The organism is Spiroplasma endosymbiont of Nomada rufipes (assembly GCF_964277355.1).
Taxonomy (GTDB): domain Bacteria; phylum Bacillota_I; class Bacilli_A; order Mycoplasmatales; family VBWQ01; genus Spiroplasma_E.
This window is the reverse complement of the sequence record NZ_OZ195517.1, coordinates 429,535-447,681: the sequence shown is the minus strand read 5'-3', so window position 1 is coordinate 447,681 and position 18,147 is coordinate 429,535. Positions and strand designations below refer to the sequence as shown.

The following is an 18,147-nucleotide window of genomic DNA, read 5'->3' as shown; positions in this document are numbered from 1 at the left end:
ATTATAGTTATCAAAATTTAACCCATTTTCATAAAATCAATACTTATTTTTAAGTATTTAAATTCACTTTACTTTAAAAGTAAAATTAAAACTATGGGGCTTGGGAACATAGTCACTGCTTATCAAATCTTTTCCAATATGAAATCTAATTTTTTTAATATCATTAGTCTTAATAATATCAGTTGCCTTTAATGATAAATTATTACCATCAATATCTAAAAAAGTAAAAGCACTTAACTCATTAATTTGCACCTTTAAAGCTTTAACAAAATATCCTTTAAAAGTAGCAAGTGATTTAATAACAAAATTTCAATTAATATTTGGATCAACCGTCGAATCAGGATAATCTAATAAGAAAAAAGTAGAATTATTTTTTGCAAATTGATACATTTCTTGTCAATATTTATTTTCTAAAAAAGTTTCTAAATTACCAATATTAATATAATCATTAACATTAATATTTTCAATACTATTATTTATTGAATTTGAAAAGCAAAAATAATAACTCAATTCCTTATATTTAAAATGATTACCACTATTATCACTAGTCAATAATACATGTGGAGGACTATATTTTATTAATGATTCATCACTATCTACTGCTTCTTGTACCATACTAAAAGGAACAAAATCAATAGGATTAACTTTAAGATAATCAATAACCTCTTCAATACTTGTTGGTTTTAAATCAATGAAATCATAAACAACATTTGGATTAGAAACATATGTTATATAAAAAGGTTTTAATGGAAAATTTGAAGAATATGAATAAAGATTAACATATTCTTTGGAACTATTCACAGCATTACCAACATAATTTAATTCAGGATTATGAACTAGTTCGAAATATGGTTTAATAGTAGCTACATCATTAAAATCAATATCTGCTAAAGGAATTGTTGATATTATTGGATAAAGATGAGTATCACTAGCAAATTCTTCTTTATAATCATTAATAAATTTATTAATTTCATCTTCGATTGTTTTATAAATAACAGTATTATCAATTTTATCCGCATAATAAAAATTAGTTGGTAAATAACCATGTGTTCATTGTTCTTGCAAATAATCACTACCATTTGGAAATTTTCCTGAAACATGTTTACTAAATTTTCCTTCAAATTGATTAAACATCATAAATTTTTCATAAAATTTAGCAGTATTTTTAATTAATGCAATTACTGGTATTTTAAATTCAATAAATGAAGATTGTAACTTTAATTTTAAATCAAATTTAGTATCACCATCAGTTTTAATTAAACTCTTATCTAATTCATCATTACTATTGGGTTTATAAAAAGTGAAATCATAATTAGTAATATTAGTTGGAAAAAAACTATCTCATCAAGATTCTTTTATTAATAAATCAAAAACTTGTTTTTTTGATTCTTCTTCAAAAAATGGCAAACGTAAATTTTTATTACTACTATCAATTGGAACATCATTCATATCAACAATAATTGATTCTTCTGGAATGTTTTGTTTAAAATCACCAATATTAAAAGCACTCTGCATAGCAAGAGCAATAAAAAAAGTGCTAATTGCTAAACAAATTATCATAATTAAAGAAATAGTTATTGTCAGAAAAGTTTTTTTTACTTTTACTGGTTCTACTTTACCAGTAACGTATTTAGTAATATTATTTAGTTTTCTTCAATCATCATTATCTTTCTTTTTAGCCATATATTATTCACCTAAATTTCCATTATATAAAACTTAATTCATACATTTTAATAATACTTTTAATTAAATATTTTTTATTTTCAATAGTATTTAATCATCAATGCAAAATAGCAATTCATCATAATAAGAGTGCTATAACCGCGAAAATCAATACTGTGATTCGATAAGGACTGTCACTATAAGAAAACATAAAAAAACTAATACCAATAATTATTAAATTAACAATAGAACCAAATATTAAAAAAAATAAACAACTTAAACCAATACCTCTAATAGTTTTAGATAAAAAAACGGGTAAAATCATAATTAAAATTATAAAAGCAAATAAAACAGTAACTAACATTGCTACTACTTTTAATATTGCACTTTGAAAAACTGGTGCTGATGGTATACCAGGAAGATTAGCAACCAATTGACCAAAACCAATGCCATTAAAAAAAATCAAGCCAATTCAAAAAATTTGAATAGTTAAAATAAATATTCGCGAAAAACCATCACCAAGACTAGTAAAGTAAACTCTTGTTAAATTTAAATCTAATAATGAAGGTAAAGGAGTTTCCTTTAATTTCTTTAACTCTTTTTGACCAATAAGATTACTTGTAGTTAAAAATTGTTTATCTAATGATTTATCCATATCTTTCACCCATCCTATAAAATAATTATAATGCATTTTATTTAAAAACTATATAGTTAACTTATATCCGAATTTTAAATATATAAAATAATCAAATTATTATTTTAAAATAAATACAAACATAATTAATAATATCTATTTTTAACTACAAGTAATATGAAAAATAAACAATAATTTTCAATAATTATTGTTTATTTTAATAATATAATATTGTTTAAATATTTTTTCGATTATATGGAGTATCCAGAAATATTTGCACTTGCTAATTTTGAGTGAGAATATGATAAATCTATTTAGTTTATTTGTTTTCACTTATCAACTTCATTATTTAGATTTTCTACATTTTCATCACATACAGATTGTAATTCAATATTATCCATAATTAATATTTCTTCTTCATTATTTATATTTATTAATTCTTGTGATTTATTTGCATTATTTCTTTCTAAGTTATTATTTGATTTAAAATTAGTTCTAATTTTTTTTAAAATAAAACCTATTAAACCTCCAACTAAACAAAGAGAAAAAATAGGTAAAATTCAAAAAGACATTGAAACTAATTTATTGTTTTCAACTTGCTCTGACTCTAATTTAAATGTTGCCAATTGTTCTTGATTAAATCATGAAATTTGGTCAGGAGTAAATGCTTGAATTTGTTCTGGTGTAAATGCTTGAATTTGTGCAGTTGTAAAAACTTGAATTTGTTCTGGTGTAAATGCTTGAATTTGTCCTCGTTCAAATTTTAGTATTTGTTCTGGTGTAAATCATGAAATTTGATCAGATGTAAAAGAATCAATGTATGCACGACTGAATATTTGTATTTGTTCTAATGATAATGATTGAATTTGTTTTTCTGTAAATTCTTGAATTTGTTTTAGTCATAATGCTTGAATTTGTTCTGGTGTAAATTCTGAAATTTCCTTTTCTGTTAATGATTTAATTTTCTGACTAGTATACATTTGTAAATTCGAACGAGTCGAACGTTTTTTTCTATTTAAACTTAATGAAGTTACTTTTATTTGTTTTAATGTAAATGTTTGAAATTGTTCTCTTTGAATTATTTTTTTGATTCTTTTATTCTTAAACTTTAAAACTTGTGCCGGTGTAAAGGCTGCAAGTTGTTTTTTAGTAAATCATGAATTCTGCTCTTTAGTAAATCATGAAACTTGTTGTAAAGTAAATACTTGAATTTGTTCTTTTGTGAAATGTGGTATTTGTTCTTCTGTAAATGCTTGAATTTGTTTTTTATTAAACATTTTAATGTGTTTTTGCGTTAATAATTGTAATTGTTCTGCCGTTAGTAATTGTAGTTGTTCTTTAGAAGTCATTTCAATATTATATAAAAAATTTAATGATAATATATTTTTTAAAATTGGTTCATTGATACCATTTTCTAATGTTAATGCATTATTCACTGGTATCAATGTCTCAACATTATTGCTAATTACGATACTTGAAGATGAGTTATTAAAAATTAATAAATTATTTATCATATTTTCGCTCCTTTTTAAAAAAAAAAACTATTATTTAATAATAGTTAAATTTAAATAAAATTATATTTATTATTTAAACTATACGTTTATTTTAATATTCTTAATTTACTTAATCAATCAAAAACTTTCTTCCATAATGAGTAAAATAATTATTCATTATACCAATAAAAAAAAGAGTAAGACCTTTTACTTACTCTCTAAATTAATACTGCTTATGTTTTATTTTCTAATGGCGGTCTTGACGGGGATCGAACCCGCGATTTCCTCCGTGACAGGGAGGCGTATTAACCACTTTACCACAAGACCGTGGTTGCGGAGACTGGATTTGAACCAATGATCTTCGGATTATGAGCCCGACGGGATACCACTTCCCCACTCCGCGATGTATAAAATTTAATAATAATGGAGGAGGCTGAGGGATTCGAACCCTCGAGCACTTGCGCACTGACAGTTTTCAAGACTGTTCCCTTCAACCGGACTTGGGTAAGCCTCCGAGTATTTAAGTATGGTGGACCCTATCGGATTCGAACCAATGCTCGCCCGGTTATGAGCCGGGAGCTTTAACCAACTAAGCTAAGGGTCCTAGACTATGGTAGCGGGGATGGGACTCAAACCCATGGCCTCTCGGGTATGAACCGAACGCTCTAATCAACTGAGCTACCTCGCCAGTTTTAGTTTAAATGTTTAACCGATATATAATGGTGGACCCTATCGGGATTGAACCGACCACCTCCTGCGTGCAAGGCAGGCGCTCTACCAAATGAGCTAAGGGCCCTTATTTAATAATGGTCGGGAAGACAGGATTCGAACCTGCGACCTCTCGGTCCCAAACCGAGCGCTCTACCAAGCTGAGCCACATCCCGATGGTGCGCCTGGCAGGACTTGAACCCACAACCTTTTGATCCGTAGTCAAACGATCTATCCAATTGATCTACAGGCGCATTTAATTACTAAAATTTATAGTAACTCATTAAATCATTAAACCTAATCAATTATAACTTATTAAAAGTAATATTTACAAGTATATTTGCAAATATTATTAATATTTTGGAGGAGCCGATCGGATTCGAACCGACGATCAAAGTTTTGCAGACTTATGCCTTAAACCACTTGGCCACGGCTCCAAATATAATTAAAAAAATTTAAAGACTTTTCAATATTACCAAGACTAGTTACTATTTGCAACTTGTTTTACAATATTATTCATAAAATATTTAAATATTTTTTTATTAGCTGAATTATACTTGTAAGTGCAAGTAAATAAAATTGCAAAAAATTCTCATATAAAAATTTCATAATGCTAAATTTAGTTTATAAAAAAGTAAGGAGTTTTTATATGAGTTATAAACATCTTGGCATAGATGAAAGGATTTATATTGAGAATCAATTGAAATTTAAATTTAAAATTAGTGAAATAGCTAAAAATCTTAATCGAAGTATTAGTACTATTATTCGAGAAATTAATAGAAATAAAGATAATAATCATTATTTTTCATTAATTGCACAAAATAAAGCTGAAAATCGAAAACAATCACATATTAGTTTTCATAATTTTAAAAATAAGAATTTAGTAAAATATGTACAACAAAAATTACTATTAGGTTGATCACCTGAACAAATTTATGGCAGAATTAAAAATTTTCATAAAGAGTGAGTTATTAGTTTTAAAACAATTTATACTTGAATTTATTTTGGAATGCTTGATAAAGTTACTAGTAAAAATTTAAGAAGAAAAGGTAAAAAACGAAAATCTAAAGAAAATCGTGGCAAGTTTAATGGTAAATCAATTAAAGAACGAGATATAAATGTTAATGATCGTATAACACTTGGTCATTGAGAAGGAGATACTATAGTATCATCACGAGGTAAAAGCAAATCATGTTTAATAACTTTAGTTGAAAGAGTATCACGATTTACTTTAGCAATATTAGTTAAAAACAGAACTACTAAAGTTATTAATAAAAATGTCAGTTATTATTTATCAATTCTTCCTAAAAACATTGTTAAAACTATTACTTTTGATCGTGGCAAAGAATTTTCAAATTGACAACAACTTGAAAAAAATTTAGATGTAAAAATTTATTTTGCCAATCCATATTCACCTTGACAAAGAGGTACTAATGAAAATACTAATGGTTTAATTAGAGAAAAATTTCCTAAAAAATTTATTTTTTCAAAAACTAATAAAAATGAAGTTCATAAATTTATATTGTCTTTAAATCAAAGACCGAGAAAAATACTAAATTATCTTTCACCAATCGAATATTTGGATAGAAAAATAATTTAGTTGCACTTACCTTTACAATTTAGCATTATTTATTTCACTAATTAAAATTTTATAAAGGTATTTATAATTAATTATTAAATTAAATAATAAAAAAAGCACAATTGTGCATTTAATTTATGGTGGAGATGGCGGGGATCGAACCCGCGTCCAAAAGTTAACTGACTAACTGTATCTACAGTTTAGTATAATTTAGAAAAATCACTATTTAATAATAAATTATACGAAATTATGAATAGTTAGTTAATGGAAATTCGAAAAAATTTATTAACATCATTTTTTCTAGTTTATCCTATGATACGTTACTAATAATGATAAACTTGCTATTAGTAACGGTAGTATTTACTTCTTAAGTAATTAAGCAGGTAAAACTGCTTGATTTCCTAAACCAAATCCAAAGTTGTTTAACTTTGTTGTGAATCAGTTAGGTACTACGGTTTTAGTTTGTTTTCCGGTTATGAAACCTCGTAGTATTATGGTCTACCAAACCACTGCCACAATTAGTTGTTAACTCCTGTCGAAACCAGAACATCCCCGCTAATATTATACATTACTTTCTACTATAAAGCAATTTTTGGTTTTCTTAAAAATTACTAATAATTCTTTCAAACTTTCATCATAAATTATAAAATCTAAAAATTAAAATTTGGCAATTTATCAATGCTATTACTAATTCAAGAATTAATGGCAAAATTATCATGAATTATTATTTTTGAAACATTTCATTGTGATAAATTTTGATCAAACGTTATTGCACCGGCAAACATAGAATGCATAGTTATTACATTTGAAACATCTCAACCTGAAATATCTTGATTAAATTTTCTTGCACCAGCAAACATACCATGCATATCTGTCACTTTATTTACATTTCAACTTGAAATATTTTGATCAAAAGCATGTGCATTAAAAAACATACCTATCATAATTTTTACTTTTTCTACTCTTCAAACTGAAATATTCTGATTAAATGAAGTTGCATATGCAAACATATCACTCATATCTGTAACATTTGAAACATCTCAACCCGAAATATCTTGATCAAATGATGAAGCACTTTTAAACATCTGTTTTGTACTTGTTATTTATGATGGTAACTGATCTGGCACTTTTTGAATTGTTTTTGGCATTTTAACAGCTTGAATTTCTCCAATTTTATTTTCATAAAATCCAATTTGAACAATTTCAATAGTTTTTATATCTGATAAGTCTATTTTACTAGTTGTTTGCTCTTCTCCATTACTATCAACGTAAATTGTATCTTGTTGTTGTATTATTGTATATTTATAACGATTTGATTGTCTATTTGAATTTGGTGGTTTAGGTAATAAAATCTTTGGATTAGATTGTGATTTTATTTTTTTTCTTTTTCATTTTCTTCCTCGTTTTTTGCTTATATATCAGAAGTATACAAAATACCAGCAGTGGCTCCACCAACTAAAGTAGTACCACCAACAATTGCAGTAATAATTTTCTTTTTTTTACTTTTTTCAGACATAAAAAAACCTCTCTTAAATTCTTATTTTTTTATAATGGCATGACCATATTTTATATAATTTTATGTAGTAAAGTATTTAATATACTTAAATTTTATTTCAATTGTGATTTGTTAAAACATGATGCTTTTCTGTCACTCAATAATTTGAAGAAAATAACGTAATAAATATTAAACTGATAACAGTTAATAACGCAATAATATTACCAATATAAAACATTATTTCATTATTTAAAGTAATTAAATTATAATTAATAAAACTATCGATTAAATCAACACTACAAGTTAAAATAGCTATACATGATGCATAAATTCCTGTGATAGGCATTAATTGTCGATAATTTCAATCTAAAACCAAACTATATATAACAAAACTGCAAATGCCAAAAGCAATATTGGATAAAATTTGTGAAATCAAAACTGCGTAAATATTAATAGTTACTAAACTAATCATAATACTTACTATATAGATTCCAAAACCAAAATATAAAGCAATATTAGCACTGAAAAAATAATATAATCATCATCCCAATAAAAAAACACCAATTACTTGTGGCAAAGTAGTAAATAAAGTTTTATAAACATGCCATCTTTGATCAATATTACTTATTTTATAATGCTGAATTATACTTGTAAGTGCAAGTAAATAAAATTGCAAAAAATTCTCATATAAAAATTTCATAATGCTAAATTTAGTTTAGAAAAAAGTAAGGAGTTTTTATATGAGTTATAAACATCTTGGCATAGATGAAAGGATTTATATTGAGAATCAATTGAAATTTAAATTTAAAATTAGTGAAATAGCTAAAAATCTTAATCGAAGTATTAGTACTATTATTCGAGAAATTAATAGAAATAAAGATAATAATCATTATTTTTCATTAATTGCACAAAATAAAGCTGAAAATCGAAAACAATCACATATTAGTTTTCATAAGTTTAAAAATAAGAATTTAGTAAAATATGTACAACAAAAATTACTATTAGGTTGATCACCTGAACAAATTTATGGCAGAATTAAAAATTTTCATAAAGAGTGAGTTATTAGTTTTAAAACAATTTATACTTGAATTTATTTTGGAATGCTTGATAAAGTTACTAGTAAAAAATTAAGAAAAAAAGGTAAAAAACGAAAATCTAAAGAAAATCGTGGCAAGTTTAATGGTAAATCAATTAAAGAACGAGATATAAATGTTAATGATCGTATAACACTTGGTCATTGAGAAGGAGATACTATAGTATCATCACGAGGTAAAAGCAAATCATGTTTAATAACTTTAGTTGAAAGAGTATCACGATTTACTTTAGCAATATTAGTTAAAAACAGAACTACTAAAGTTATTAATAAAAATGTCAGTTATTATTTATCAATTCTTCCTAAAAACATTGTTAAAACTAGTACTTTTGATCGTGGCAAAGAATTTTCAAATTGACAACAACTTGAAAAAAATTTAGATGTAAAAATTTATTTTGCCAATCCATATTCACCTTGACAAAGAGGTACTAATGAAAATACTAATGGTTTAATTATAGAAAAATTTCCTAAAAAATTTATTTTTTCAAAAACTAATAAAAATGAAGTTCATAAATTTATATTGTCTTTAAATCAAAGACCGAGAAAAATATTAAATTATCTTTCACCAATCGAATATTTGGATAGAAAAATAATTTAGTTGCACTTACCTTTACAATTTAGCTAATTAAAAAATTGAGAATTAATTAAATAATAAATTAAATAAATAGTTAATCCAAAGATAATTAAAATTATTATTTTTCATTGAGAAAAAGTTTTAATTTTTTTTAAAACTATTTCATCATGCATACCCATATTTTTTGGATATTCTCGCAAAAGAAAAGACATGAAAAAAGTCAAAATGAAAAAACACAAAGCAGCAATAATAAAATAACTGATTTTTGAAATTGTAATAGTTGAAATATTAAGCGTAAGCATATTAATTGGTATAATAATTAAACTTGCCAATAATCCCGGAACAATAAGTATAGTAAAAGTTAAAAAAGCATGTGATTTTACAAAATATTGTTCATTGAACATTAATTCATGAACTCCCAATGATGCAGTACTCATTCCTAACGCAATATTTAACAAAATCAAAGAACAAAAATTTGGTACAATTAAAACTAAACAGCAAGTAACCAAAAGTCAACTATGCATTCATCAAATATACAACTTTCTTTTTTTAAATTTTGCAGTAAAAAAAGTAGCTGGTATAGCAAAAATAATTACAGTAAACGAAATAATCACTGTAATACTAATTGCTTCAGTTACTAAATTAGTTAATGATAAAACTAAAAAATTATTAATAGCTTTTAAACTATTAATACCATGATAAAGAAAAAAATAATAACTAATAAATAATCATTGCCACTTATTTATCTTTTGCTTAAAAAGAAAAAATAAATAAAAACTTGTAAATAAACAAAAGATTATTAAGAAAGGTAATCATATTATCATAGTTTTTTCCTTTCTTAATTAAATTATTATTTTTTGATTTGTCTTACTGCATCACGATTTTTAATGGTCTCTCTTTTATCATAATTTTTTTTACCACGAGCCAATGCTATTTCTAACTTTGCTCTACTTTTACTATTTAAATATATCATTGTTGGAACAACAGTTAAGTTTTTTTGCTTTTGTTCTTGTTGAATTTTTTTAATTTCACGAGTATTTAAAAGTAATTTTCTTTTTCTTAATGGATCAAGTATATAACTAGTAGTAAATTTATAAGTAGTAATGTTCATATTAATAATATAAGCTTCATTATTACTAAAAGTTACATAACTATCCTGTAAAGATACATTACCTAAACGAATTGATTTAATTTCAAAACCAGTCAAAACAATTCCCGCTTCTAATTTTTCTAATAATTCATAATTAAAGTACGCTTTTTTATTTTTTGCAATTATTTTCATTGTTTCCACCATTATTTTCATAAACTTTATAATTAGATTATATAATAATAATTTCATAAATACTGAAATACTTACTTAAATTTGTTTTTTATTAAGAACATGCTATAATCTAATGAAGGTTAGATTAATCAATAGTTTTTCTAGCAATGATTAATGTAAAATTAAACATAAAATTAATATTTGTTGTATAGCGACCCAAGAAATAGATTTTATATTTGTTTTACGGGTTTTTGTTAATTTTATATATTAATAAACAACTGAAAGGAGTCTAAGGACATGGCAGGAGAGTTAAATACTAAACCAACAGCAGTAAAAAATAGTCAATTTTATCAAGGCGATTTGGGTTTTGATAAAAATAATAATGATAAAGTAATTATTTATAAGATTTTAACTGGTAAAAAACTTGAGGTTTGCAAAATTATTATTGATGAACAAAATCATATTTTAAAAATTTCTACGAAAACGGAAATTATTAATGAAGATGAATTTGAAATTTACACATTTGCTTTAGAAGCAGATACTGCTGATTTTATTTTAAAACTTATTGCTAAAAATCAAATTAATGCTGAAATTAATTATGCATTTATAAATAATATTGAAGATTCTTATAATATATCTGAATCAGACTCATTAGAAGAAAAAAAGAAAAAAATTAGGAAACTCTTTTAACTATTTATAAATTTCTTCTCAATTATAAACTGAACCATAACACAAAGCTTTAATTTTAAAATCATTGTTATTATTGATAATTTCTAAAATAGTTTGGGCAATAGAAATCCCTGAGGCAACTATATCATCAATAATAATAATGTTTTTTTTATTAAAAAATTTAATATATTTAGGTAATAAATGAATTTTATTAGTAATTTCCATTTGTCTTTCGCTAACTTTTAATTTATTTTCTCAAAATTTACGGTAGTTATCAACTTGGAAAATATTATTAATAAATAATATCTCATAATTTAATTTTTTTTTAATAATTTTAACTAATTCAATGATTACTAATTCTAAACTACTAACTGAAGTAGGTTTTTTTGGCATCATAATAAAATAATCTAAATTTTCAAACAAATTAAATTTTTGACCAACTTCAAATAAATTAGTTGCTAATCTTATTACAGTATCTTGTTCAATATTTACTTGCTTAATTAAGTTATAATCTTCATTAACTCATAATAAATCCGGATATTGTTTTAAGCCTGGCGATTTAAAATAATTATAATAATAGCATTCAATGTTAAGATTGCTTTGTTGAATTAATCTTTTTTGCCCTTGTATTTTCATTTTTTTACTCCATTTTTCTTTTCACTTTTATTTTTTTTAACTTTACCATTTAGTTTTATCTTTTTTCTATATTTAAAATTATTTGCTTTATACATTTTTGATGATTGATTATTATTATTTTTATCACGGTTTTTATTTTGCTGACCATTTTCTTCTAAAATAAAATCAATAGTTCTAGCAACTTTATTTGCACTTTTAACAAGAACACTGACCTTTTGACCAAGAGCATACTGTTTTCGTTTTCTTTCACCAAACAAAATCATTGCTTTTTCATTAAAAATATAATAATCATCAGTCATGTCTGAAATTCTAATTAAACCCTCAATTGTATTATCTAACTCAACAAATAATCCAAAGCCAGTTACACTAGAAATTATACCTTCAAATTTATGACCAATAAATTGCATCATGTATTCTGCTTTTTTCATTTGATCTACAGCTCGTTCACACTCTAATGCTTTTAATTCCATATTACTAGATTGCTCAGCAGCTCAATTAGTAAAACTTTGATATTTCTCAATTATTTTAGCATTTATTTCTCTTTTAACTATATATTGGCGCAATAAACGATGAACTATTAAATCAGGATAACGTCTAATTGGCGAAGTAAAATGTGTATAATAATCACTAGCAAGTCCAAAATGGCCAATACATTTATTAGTATACTGTGCTTTTTCCATACTTCTTAATAATAAAGTTGATAAAACTTGAAATGTTGGTAATTGTTTTAAAGAATTTAATAATAATTGTAAATCTTTTGAACTAATATTTGTGATTTTTGGATTTAGTTTAATGCCCATTAATTTCAGAATTGTAACCATTTGATGCATTTTTTTAGAACGAGGATGTTCATGAACACGATAAATAAAAGGTAATTTCATATCAAATACAGTTTTAGCAACTACTTCATTAGCTATAATCATAAAACTTTCAATTAATTTTTCAGCGATATCACGAGTTCTTAAAATAATATCAGTTACTTCTCCATTGTCATCAATAATTGTTTTTGCTTCATTAATTTCAAAATCAATTACTCCAGCATCTTGTTTAAACTTTCATAAAATTTGGTGCAATTCTTTTGCTTTTAGTAACATTTCTCAAATTTGTGGATGTTTTTTAATAAAATTTGGATTTTTACCATTATATCCATCATTTACTTCGTCATAATTCATTCTTCTTGCCGATTTCATAAATGCCTGATAAATTTTATGTTTTACTGTTAAACCATTCTTATCAATTTCCATATCACAAACCATACATAAACGTTCTACTTGTTCATTTAAAGAACAAATACCATTTGATAACTGCGTTGGTAACATAGGAATAACACGATCTGCTAAGTAAACAGATGTACCGCGATTAAATGCCTCTTCATCTAAAGGACTATTTTCTGTTACATAATGACTAACATCAGCAATAGCTACAATTAAACGATAATTACCATTAGCTAGTTTAGTAACACAAATAGCATCATCAAAATCTTTAGCATCTTTACCATCAATTGTAACTAATAACTCTTTAGTCAAATCAATACGACCAATTTTATCTGATTCTAAAACTGTTACTGGCACCTTATCTGTTGCTGCTAATGTTTCAACATCAAATTGTGCTTTAATGCCAATTTCATAAATAACAGCTAAAATATCAACACCAGGATCATTAATATTACCCAATATTTTAGTAATAGTAACATTAAAAATATTTTGTTCAAAATTTTTAATTTTTGCAACAACAATATTATTTTCTAACGCTTTATCAGGATTTAAAATATTAACTTCATACTGTTGTAACTTTGCATTTTGAATTAATAATGTTTTTACTTTCGTATCTGCATTAACAATAACAGTACCAACAAGAAGATTAGTATCACGTTTAATAATTTTTAATACTACAGCCTCATCATTCTGATTATTAATTTTTACTAACTTACATAATACTTCATCATTATTTAACGCATTATTTATGTTTTTTATATTAACGTAATATTCTTCTTCACTATTTAATAATTTAACAAATCCAAATCCTTTTTTAGTAATTTGAATTTTACCAATAAATAAATTATTATTTTTTAGCATATAAAATTGTTGTTCTTTATTTTCCAAAATAATTTCACTATTTTTCAATTCTTCTAAATCAGCAATAAGTTCTTGCTGTTGATGATGATTAGTAATATTAAGTTTCACTGTTAAATCAACCGTTGATAAAGGTGTAATACTATTTTGTAACTCATTAATAATCTCTTGCTTCATTTCAATCAATCCCAACTTTATCCTAATTATATAATTAATTATATTCTATCTTTTAAAATTTATAAAAAGGCACATTTTAGTGTGCCTTTTTATAAAATAATTATCATTAATTTATAACTCCAATAGTATTAATAAGAATTCTTACTATTATTGCCATAGTAAATAACGATATACCTAATACTAAAGTGGCAATAGAAAATAACTTACTTCAACCACGTTCTTTAGTACTAGCAAATAATTCTTGATTACCCCCACTTAAAGCACCAAGTCCATTATGATTTTTTTTACCTTGTAATAAACCTAAAATTACTAATAATATAGCGATAATTAAGGCAATAATTTCAAAAGCAAAAATAATGTTTTGACTCATTTTGTCACTTCCACTTCTTTATAATATTATTAATTTTACACTTAATTTTACTAAAAATAAAAAAATTTTCATAATTATTATTATGACTTATTCCAAAATTAAAATTTTAATTATGAAATAAGCCTAATATGTTATGTTTTATAATTCTTTTATAGGAAAATTTATTAACTTTATTCTGGTTCAATTTCTAAGTAATTTCCAACAGCATTTGTTACAATCTTTCATCCATGTTGATTGGTCATCATATAAAAAATGTTTATTTCTGAAAAATTATTATACATAACTTTAACCAAAGTTTTTAAATTACTATCACTTAAACTATTTGCTAAGGTTCCTATCAATTGTGGAAATTTAGTAATTTCACTTAAAATTTTTTTTCAAAAAGTTGATAGTCATCTTTATTATCTTGATAAATTTCTGATAATTTTATTCACATATCATTACTAATACCTAATTTAATTTTACTTGATTCTGTATATTGTGGAGTTTTATTGTCTAAAGGTATGTAATATTTTTCTATTTTATTATATTGATTATGGGAATTGATATCAGCATTATGAGCATGTGATCAATTATACACTAAATATGCTATTCCACCAACTATAATTACTCCACCCACAACTCATCCAATAGGCCCTCCTTCAATCATAACAGATGCACCACCTTCAACAACCTCTTCGCCAATAGCAATCGCACCTTCTTCACCAACCTCTAATAAAGGCACTGCTTCTTCTGTTTCAACTACTGTTGTAGCTTGTGGAGAACTTATTCATTTAACAACTTTATATGCAGGTGGAATGCTCATAGTTGTGGTAGTGGCTAGACCTTTTAATAAATATTCATTTTTATTAGGTGTTATAAAAACGATTCCATATTTATGCAATTCAACAATTTTTTTAAATTGTGTTCAACTAGCATCAGTAAAATGTTGTCCATAAATTTCTGTTAGTTTTTTTCTTACATTATTTTTACTTTCTGTAGATGTGGTGTAATAAATATCTAATAATTTTTGATCAATAATTTGTGTTTTTAAAATATCACACTTTGGTTTCTGATTTGTTCTAAAGCCTGTACTTTGATTACTGTGTTGATTTCTATTTCTAGAACTAGTTCCAATGTTAAAAGATTGTTCAGATGTTGATGGCAAAACAGCGCTTCCACCTGCTGAAGGTGAAGGGGTTGTTGTTGTAGTGGTCTGCAAATTACTTGGTTTATAATTTGATATATCTTCAAGTGTAGTAAAAGTAACACTAAAATCACAATCATAAATAATATTCAAATTTTCTGTAAATATTATACTGTTTGGACGAAACATATGTGATAGCGGAATTATTAATGTAGTTGAAGTTAAAAATGGAGAGAAATCTATACCCGGCACAAAGTCGAAATGAAAAACTAAATCAGGATTTAATTCTCATAACCTTTCCATAATAGTACTCGGATCATTACGTCTAATTTGTCCTAAATTAGTATTTCTAAGTAAAGTCGATAATCTTACGCTTTGTTCATTAATAGTAAAAGTTACATTTAAATCACTATCAAAAACAATATGAGGATTATTCTGTTGAAAATCATAAACATTTTCTGATAAAATTTGAAAATTATTTATGCCTATAGGATGTCTATTTGTAAAACTAGGATAACGTAAATGCAAATCGGGATTTAAAAAATTTAATCTCTCTATTATTGTTAATGGTGCATTATCTAACAATTCTCCTAACTCAGTTCTAATAAGAATACTTGATAATGTTAATCTTCGAGGTGTAAAGTTAATAGTAAAATTTAAATTTTTTGGAATATTTCTTGCGGGATTTTGATCGTAAATGTTAATACCAGCATGTACTGTTGCATTAATATTTGTAATGTTTTCAAATTCAATATTTTCTAAAAAATCTTCTCTAGATAAAATTGGATGATTAATTTCTCTTAATCTTTGAATAATATGTTGTTTATCATTCGCTTCAATTTGACCAATATTAATTGTTGTCATTGCTTTTTGTAAACTTGATGGAGTTTGTCTTTTAACTCTTTTTTTTGTAGAATTTGCTCTTTTATCTTTTTCTTCTAATTCATTTTCTGTTTCAGTTTCTATTTTAGTTAAAATACCACTTTCAGCAGGAATACCACTAGTTAATGCAGTTGATGCAATGATTGTTTTAATAATTTTCTTTTTCATAATATAACCCTCTCTTTAAATCTTTAAATTTTTCATAATTTAATCATTTTATATGATTTATGAAATAAAACAGATTTGATATAAAAATATCGGGGTTTTAGAAATTTAAAATATATTCTTTGATAATTAGAAAAAACACAACATATTGATTTACATCATTAATATTTTCATCAATATTTCAATATTGATTTGAGTTTTTAAGTGGTCATTCATTTATTTGGATTTTTTTATTTTTATTACTTAATGAGTTTTATTTTTTTGACTTATTTATATAAATTTTTCTTGATTTTTAAAAAAGTAATATGCTGATAGTTTTGATTTAATATATTTTGTTAGATATCTAATTGAAAAATATTTTTTCCGTCTTTAATAATTTTGCTGAATTATACTTGTAAGTGCAAGTAAATAAAATTGCAAAAAATTCTCATATAAAAATTTCATAATGCTAAATTTAGTTTAGAAAAAAGTAAGGAGTTTTTATATGAGTTATAAACATCTTGGCATAGATGAAAGGATTTATATTGAGAATCAATTGAAATTTAAATTTAAAATTAGTGAAATAGCTAAAAATCTTAATCGAAGTATTAGTATTAGTACTATTATTCGAGAAATTAATAGAAATAAAGATAATAATCATTATTTTTCATTAATTGCACAAAATAAAGCTGAAAATCGAAAACAATCACATATTAGTTTTCATAAGTTTAAAAATAAGAATTTAGTAAAATATGTACAACAAAAATTACTATTAGGTTGATCACCTGAACAAATTTATGGCAGAATTAAAAATTTTCATAAAGAGTGAGTTATTAGTTTTAAAACAATTTATACTTGAATTTATTTTGGAATGCTTGATAAAGTTACTAGTAAAAATTTAAGAAGAAAATGTAAAAAACGAAAATCTAAAGAAAATCGTGGCAAGTTTAATGGTAAATCAATTAAAGAACGAGATATAAATGTTAATGATCGTATAACACTTGGTCATTGAGAAGGAGATACTATAGTATCATCATGAGGTAAAAGCAAATCATGTTTAATAACTTTAGTTGAAAGAGTATCACGATTTACTTTAGCAATATTAGTTAAAAACAGAACTACTAAAGTTATTAATAAAAATGTCAGTTATTATTTATCAATTCTTCCTAAAAACATTGTTAAAACTATTACTTTTGATCGTGGCAAAGAATTTTCAAATTGACAACAACTTGAAAAAAATTTAGATGTAAAAATTTATTTTGCCAATCCATATTCACCTTGACAAAGAGGTACTAATGAAAATACTAATGGTTTAATTAGAGAAAAATTTACTAAAAAATTTATTTTTTCAAAAACTAATAAAAATGAAGTTCATAAATTTATATTGTCTTTAAATCAAAGACCGAGAAAAATATTAAATTATCTTTCACCAATCGAATATTTGGATAGAAAAATAATTTAGTTGCACTTACCTTTACAATTTAGCTTTTTAATTTTGAAAAAATATTTAACTTATTAATAAAATCCTTTCATGTCAAAATTAGTGTTAATTATATAACACAATTGTTTTTA

The 18,147-nt window shown here is 24.5% G+C and carries 17 protein-coding genes, 9 tRNA genes and 1 other RNA gene; 4 read left to right on the top strand and 23 right to left on the bottom strand.

Going from position 1 to position 18,147, the window contains the following annotated elements; all coding sequences use genetic code 4:
* Positions 1–57: 57 nt before the first annotated feature.
* The 12 genes from ACICQF_RS02435 to ACICQF_RS02380 form a co-directional block, all read right to left on the bottom strand.
* Positions 58–1,683 (bottom strand): hypothetical protein, encoded by a 1,626-nt coding sequence (locus tag ACICQF_RS02435; protein WP_395473551.1) that lies wholly within the window; start codon positions 1,681–1,683, stop codon positions 58–60.
* 22 nt (positions 1,684–1,705) lie between these two features.
* Entirely contained in the window at positions 1,706–2,317 is a 612-nt protein-coding gene (locus ACICQF_RS02430; protein ID WP_395473550.1) for a hypothetical protein, read from the bottom strand.
* A 293-nt stretch (positions 2,318–2,610) separates the two neighbouring features.
* Positions 2,611–3,810: a hypothetical protein gene (locus ACICQF_RS02425; protein ID WP_395473549.1), complete on the bottom strand. Its 1,200-nt coding sequence runs from the start codon at positions 3,808–3,810 to the stop codon at positions 2,611–2,613.
* Positions 3,811–4,040: 230 nt separating this feature from the next.
* Positions 4,041–4,116: transfer RNA gene (locus ACICQF_RS02420), tRNA-Asp, on the bottom strand.
* A gap of 1 nt (position 4,117) precedes the next feature.
* Positions 4,118–4,192: transfer RNA gene (locus tag ACICQF_RS02415), tRNA-Met, on the bottom strand.
* A gap of 21 nt (positions 4,193–4,213) precedes the next feature.
* A tRNA-Ser gene (locus ACICQF_RS02410) sits at positions 4,214–4,303 on the bottom strand.
* A 13-nt stretch (positions 4,304–4,316) separates the two neighbouring features.
* Positions 4,317–4,393, bottom strand: a tRNA-Ile gene (locus ACICQF_RS02405).
* Between the two features lie 7 nt (positions 4,394–4,400).
* A tRNA-Met gene (locus ACICQF_RS02400) sits at positions 4,401–4,477 on the bottom strand.
* Between the two features lie 32 nt (positions 4,478–4,509).
* A tRNA-Ala gene (locus ACICQF_RS02395) sits at positions 4,510–4,585 on the bottom strand.
* Positions 4,586–4,596: 11 nt separating this feature from the next.
* A tRNA-Pro gene (locus ACICQF_RS02390) sits at positions 4,597–4,673 on the bottom strand.
* 1 nt (position 4,674) lies between these two features.
* Positions 4,675–4,751: transfer RNA gene (locus ACICQF_RS02385), tRNA-Arg, on the bottom strand.
* A gap of 107 nt (positions 4,752–4,858) precedes the next feature.
* Positions 4,859–4,934: transfer RNA gene (locus tag ACICQF_RS02380), tRNA-Cys, on the bottom strand.
* 212 nt (positions 4,935–5,146) lie between these two features.
* Between ACICQF_RS02380 and ACICQF_RS02375 the strand changes: the two genes are divergently transcribed.
* Complete coding sequence (locus ACICQF_RS02375) at positions 5,147–6,097, top strand: IS30 family transposase (protein WP_395472890.1); 951 nt, start codon at positions 5,147–5,149, stop codon at positions 6,095–6,097.
* Positions 6,098–6,214: 117 nt separating this feature from the next.
* Here ACICQF_RS02375 and ssrA read toward each other — a convergent pair.
* The 4 genes from ssrA to ACICQF_RS02355 form a co-directional block, all read right to left on the bottom strand.
* Positions 6,215–6,630: a transfer-messenger RNA gene (ssrA, locus tag ACICQF_RS02370) on the bottom strand.
* A 96-nt stretch (positions 6,631–6,726) separates the two neighbouring features.
* Positions 6,727–7,179 carry a BspA family leucine-rich repeat surface protein gene (locus ACICQF_RS02365; RefSeq protein ID WP_395473694.1) on the bottom strand — a complete coding sequence of 151 codons (453 nt, stop codon included), beginning with the start codon at positions 7,177–7,179 and terminating at the stop codon, positions 6,727–6,729.
* 308 nt (positions 7,180–7,487) lie between these two features.
* A complete protein-coding gene (locus ACICQF_RS02360) occupies positions 7,488–7,592 on the bottom strand; it encodes an MspA/MspB/MIB-like signal-anchor domain-contatining protein (protein ID WP_395473548.1) in 105 nt (34 codons plus the stop codon).
* A gap of 85 nt (positions 7,593–7,677) precedes the next feature.
* A complete protein-coding gene (locus ACICQF_RS02355; RefSeq protein ID WP_395473547.1) occupies positions 7,678–8,271 on the bottom strand; it encodes a hypothetical protein in 594 nt (197 codons plus the stop codon).
* Between the two features lie 40 nt (positions 8,272–8,311).
* Here ACICQF_RS02355 and ACICQF_RS02350 point away from each other — a divergent pair, with 40 nt between their 5' ends.
* On the top strand, positions 8,312–9,262 hold the full coding sequence (locus ACICQF_RS02350; protein WP_395473546.1) for an IS30 family transposase: 951 nt from the start codon (positions 8,312–8,314) through the stop codon (positions 9,260–9,262).
* A gap of 23 nt (positions 9,263–9,285) precedes the next feature.
* Here the strand turns inward: ACICQF_RS02350 and ACICQF_RS02345 are convergent, their stop codons facing one another.
* Positions 9,286–9,696 (bottom strand): hypothetical protein, encoded by a 411-nt coding sequence (locus ACICQF_RS02345; RefSeq protein WP_395473545.1) that lies wholly within the window; start codon positions 9,694–9,696, stop codon positions 9,286–9,288.
* Positions 9,697–10,088: 392 nt separating this feature from the next.
* On the bottom strand, positions 10,089–10,520 hold the full coding sequence (smpB, locus tag ACICQF_RS02340; RefSeq protein ID WP_395473544.1) for an SsrA-binding protein: 432 nt from the start codon (positions 10,518–10,520) through the stop codon (positions 10,089–10,091).
* A gap of 276 nt (positions 10,521–10,796) precedes the next feature.
* On the opposite strand from smpB, the gene ACICQF_RS02335 reads away from it, so the two are divergent.
* Positions 10,797–11,189: a hypothetical protein gene (locus tag ACICQF_RS02335; protein WP_174480342.1), complete on the top strand. Its 393-nt coding sequence runs from the start codon at positions 10,797–10,799 to the stop codon at positions 11,187–11,189.
* Here ACICQF_RS02335 and ACICQF_RS02330 read toward each other — a convergent pair whose 3' ends face one another.
* The 5 genes from ACICQF_RS02330 to ACICQF_RS02310 form a co-directional block, all read right to left on the bottom strand.
* Complete coding sequence (locus ACICQF_RS02330) at positions 11,190–11,804, bottom strand: hypothetical protein (RefSeq protein ID WP_338958013.1); 615 nt, start codon at positions 11,802–11,804, stop codon at positions 11,190–11,192. It abuts the gene before it with no gap.
* The gene (gene rnr / locus ACICQF_RS02325; protein ID WP_395473693.1) at positions 11,777–14,053 is read right to left on the bottom strand and encodes a ribonuclease R; all 2,277 of its coding nucleotides are present in this window, start codon (positions 14,051–14,053) and stop codon (positions 11,777–11,779) included. Before rnr ends, ACICQF_RS02330 begins: the two co-directional genes overlap by 28 nt.
* Before the next feature lie 106 nt (positions 14,054–14,159).
* Positions 14,160–14,423: a preprotein translocase subunit SecG gene (gene secG / locus ACICQF_RS02320; RefSeq protein WP_174480339.1), complete on the bottom strand. Its 264-nt coding sequence runs from the start codon at positions 14,421–14,423 to the stop codon at positions 14,160–14,162.
* 170 nt (positions 14,424–14,593) lie between these two features.
* On the bottom strand, positions 14,594–14,764 hold the full coding sequence (locus ACICQF_RS02315; protein ID WP_286642093.1) for a hypothetical protein: 171 nt from the start codon (positions 14,762–14,764) through the stop codon (positions 14,594–14,596).
* 23 nt (positions 14,765–14,787) lie between these two features.
* Positions 14,788–16,599 (bottom strand): hypothetical protein, encoded by a 1,812-nt coding sequence (locus ACICQF_RS02310; RefSeq protein ID WP_395473543.1) that lies wholly within the window; start codon positions 16,597–16,599, stop codon positions 14,788–14,790.
* 481 nt (positions 16,600–17,080) lie between these two features.
* Between ACICQF_RS02310 and ACICQF_RS02305 the strand changes: the two genes are divergently transcribed.
* A complete protein-coding gene (locus ACICQF_RS02305) occupies positions 17,081–18,037 on the top strand; it encodes an IS30 family transposase (protein WP_395473542.1) in 957 nt (318 codons plus the stop codon).
* Positions 18,038–18,147 lie beyond the last annotated feature (110 nt).